Annotated in this window: 1 protein-coding gene and 2 pseudogenes; 1 reads left to right on the plus strand and 2 read right to left on the minus strand. The window is 66.5% G+C overall.

Annotation, left to right across the window (positions count from 1 at the left end):
- Window positions 1-1,125, minus strand: a pseudogene (pctA, locus tag HMPREF2924_RS15685) (methyl-accepting chemotaxis protein PctA); the annotation flags it as partial.
- 399 nt (window positions 1,126-1,524) lie between these two features.
- On the opposite strand from pctA, the gene HMPREF2924_RS15690 reads away from it, so the two are divergent.
- Window positions 1,525-3,015 carry a helicase HerA-like domain-containing protein gene (locus HMPREF2924_RS15690; protein ID WP_003112061.1) on the plus strand — a complete coding sequence of 497 codons (1,491 nt, stop codon included), beginning with the start codon at window positions 1,525-1,527 and terminating at the stop codon, window positions 3,013-3,015.
- Window positions 3,016-3,118: 103 nt separating this feature from the next.
- On the opposite strand, the pseudogene HMPREF2924_RS15695 reads toward HMPREF2924_RS15690, so the two are convergent.
- Window positions 3,119-3,384 (minus strand): annotated as a pseudogene (locus HMPREF2924_RS15695) (chemotaxis protein); the annotation flags it as partial.

The following is a 3,384-nucleotide window of genomic DNA, read 5'->3' on the forward strand; positions in this document are numbered from 1 at the left end:
CGAAGAGTTCGAGGCGTTCACCACCAGTTGCGAGACGTCGTGCAGTTTGTGCGCGGTCCCGGCGACTTCCCGGATCGAGCGATGGATCCGCTCGACGAACTGGTTGAAGGCATCGCCGAGCACGCCGAATTCATCGCGGCTGGTCACGGCGAGGCGCTTGGTCAGGTCGCCCTCGCCCTGGGCGATGTCCTGCATGGCACGGCCCATCAGGTGCAGCGGCTGCATCAGCAGGCGGATCAGCAGGCCGAGCAGGACCAGGATGGCGACGATGGAGATCAGCGCGGCGGCGATGGCCGAGACGCGGAACTTGCTGAGCATGGCGTAGGCCTTGTCCTTGTCGATGGACAGCGCCAGGTACCAGGTCACCGAAGGCAGGCCCTTGATCGGGGTAAAGGCGAGGATGCGGGTATGCCCGTGCAATTCGGCCTCGCTGAAACCGGTGGCGATCTTCGGCGTGTTCTGCGGGTAGACCTCGCTCAGGGTCTTCATCACCTGCTCTTTGTCCGGGTGCACCAGGATCTTGCCGTCGCCGCTGACCAGGAAGGCGTAGCCCATGCCGCTGAAGTCCAGCGAATTGATGATCTGTACCAGGGTCTTCAGGCTGAGGTCGCCGCCCACCACGCCGAGGGTGTTGCCGGCGGCCTTCACCGGCGTCGCCGCGGTGATGATCAGTTCCTGGGTGGCGGCGTCGACGTAGGGCTCGGTCAGGGTCAGGCCACCGGCCGCTACGGCGTCCTTGTACCAGGGTCGGCTGCGCGGATCGTAGCCGGCCGGCATCGGGCTGTCCGGGCGCATGGTGAAGACGCCGTCCTGCTGGCCGAGGTAGGTGAAGCTGAAGGTCGAGGTCAGGGCCGGCTGTTCGAGCAGGGCGCTGACGGCTTCCGGGCTGTGGTCGCGGGCCAGGGTCTGGGCGGTCTGCTCGACCAGCAACAGACGGCCGCCGAGCCAGTTCTGGATGTTGCTGGAGGTCACGTCACCCATTTCCCGCAGGTAGCTTTCGAGGTCCTCGCGGATCGCGTTGCGCTGCAGGTAATCGTTGTAGAGGGTGAACAGTGCGAAAGCGGCGAACACCACGAGGGAGGCCGCGAGGAGGATCTTGTGGCTGAACTTTAGACTTTTGATCATGTTGTATTGCGTCCAGGAGTATGTAGCGCCAGTCTTTGACCAGACCCCTGCGACCGTTCCGCGGGCGCAGGGGCTTTCCGTACGCCTTGCAGCGTCGGGCGGGTCGCGCGGGTGGGTAGTCCGTCGACCCAGGCACGGCCTTGTGCCACGAAGCCACGGTTCCCTGGGTGGCTCCGAAGAATGCGTGATACGGATACGATGGCGATTTTTCCTGTCTCAGCAAGGCCCGAAGGTCTTCGCTGAAGCTGGACGGCCAGATCGGGCCGATGCGCTGGCCCGACGCCCTTCGCGGGAACCCGCGCATATTGGTACGCGGGTTCCGCTGGAAGCCCCGTTGTACAAGGGCTTTCCCTTACTGTCGGCACAGCGTGCCGGAGCTTTAGTCCCGAGGATGAATGGATGTCGCAAGCGAATGAGTTGTTGATCGGCGCTGGCCCCGATGGCCAGCCGGTAGGGCAGGCCTGGCGCCTGGCCAACCGTCATGGATTGATCGCCGGCGCCACCGGTACTGGCAAGACGGTGACCTTGCAGCACCTCGCCGAATCCTTCAGCGATGCCGGTGTCGCGGTATTCGCCGCCGACATCAAGGGCGACCTGTGCGGCATCGCCGCGCCGGGCAACCCGCAGGGCAAGGTCGCCGAACGCATTGCCAGCATGCCGTGGCTGAACTACCAGCCGAAGGCCTACCCGACCACGCTCTGGGACATCGCCGGGAAGACCGGCCACCCGTTGCGCACCACCATCAGCGAGATGGGCCCGCTGCTGCTGGCCAACCTCCTGGAGTTGACCGATAGCCAGCAGGCCGCGCTGTTCGCCGCCTTCCAGGTGGCCGACCGGGAAGGCCTGCTGCTGCTCGACCTGAAGGACCTGAAGGCGCTGCTCAACCACCTGAAGGACAATCCGGAGATCCTCGGCGAGGACCGGGCGCTGTTCACCGGCGCTTCCGGGCAGGCGCTGCTGCGCCGCCTGGCCACTCTGGAGCAGCAGGGCGCCGAGGCCTTCTTCGGCGAGCCTGCCCTGCAACTGGAAGACATCCTCCGCCCCGAGCCGGACGGGCGCGGGCGCATCCACCTGCTCGACGCCAGCCGCCTGGTGCACGAGGCGCCGAAGGTCTACGCGACTTTCCTGCTCTGGCTGTTGGCCGAGCTGTTCGAGCAACTGCCGGAGCGCGGCGATGCCGACAAGCCGGTGCTGGCACTGTTCTTCGACGAGGCCCACCTGCTGTTCAACGGCACGCCGAAAGCCTTGCGCGACCGCCTGGAACAGGTGGTCCGGCTGATCCGCTCGAAAGGCGTCGGGGTGTACTTCGTCACCCAGTCGCCGGGCGACCTGCCGGACGATGTCCTGGCCCAGCTCGGCCTGCGTATCCAGCATGGCCTGCGCGCCTTCACCGCCAAGGAGCAGAAATCGCTGCGCGCGGTGGCCGATGGTTTCCGTCCGAACCCGGCGTTCGACACCCTGGGGGTGCTGACCGAACTGGGTATCGGCGAGGCGCTGGTCGGCACCCTGGAGGAAAAGGGCACGCCGGCCATGGTCCAGCGCGTCGCGGTGGCGCCGCCCTATTCGCGGATCGGCCCGCTGAGCGACAGCGAACGCGCCGAACTGGTCCAGCGGTCGCCGTTGAAGGGGCGCTACGACCAGCCGATCGATCGTGAGTCGGCCTACGAGGTGCTGGCGAACAAGGCGGGCGCCAAGCCCGAGGTCCAGGGCCAGGCGCCCGCACAGCAGGAAAGCGCGTCCGGCGTCGGCGGCATGGCCGGGCAGATACTCGGCAGCCTGCTGTCCAATTCGACGGTGAAGAGCGCCATGCGCCAGGCGGCCAACCAGTTGAGCCGGGAGCTGGTGCGTGGCCTGCTCGGCTCGTTGATGGGCGGGAAGAAGCGGCGCTGAGCGCCAGGCCATGAAAAAGGCGCCCGCGGGCGCCTTTTTCATGGGGGCTGGATGATCGCCGACTAACCGCTTCGCGGTTAGCTGGCCTGTGGGACGGACGGGCTCAGATCTTGAAGCTGTCCACCAGGTGCCGCAGGCGCCCGGCCTGGGCTTCCAGCTCGCCGCAGGCGCGCAGGGTGGCCTGGAGGTTCTCCACGCCTTCCTGGTTGAGGGTGTTGATCTCGGTGATGTCCATGTTCAGCGAGTCGACCACTGCGGTCTGTTCCTCGGTGGCGGTGGCCACCGACTGGTTCATGCTGTCGATCTCGCCGATCCGGCTGGTCACGCTGCCCAGGCGTTCGCCGGCACGGTTGGCGATCTCCACGCTCT

The organism is Pseudomonas sp. HMSC063H08, assembly GCF_001813645.1.
GTDB classification, from domain to species: domain Bacteria; phylum Pseudomonadota; class Gammaproteobacteria; order Pseudomonadales; family Pseudomonadaceae; genus Pseudomonas; species Pseudomonas aeruginosa.

Coding starts and splice junctions, on each gene's coding strand:
- HMPREF2924_RS15690 (WP_003112061.1), top strand. CDS start 1,525: ATGTCGCAAGCGAATGAGTTGTTGATCGGCGCTGGCCCCGATGGCCAG.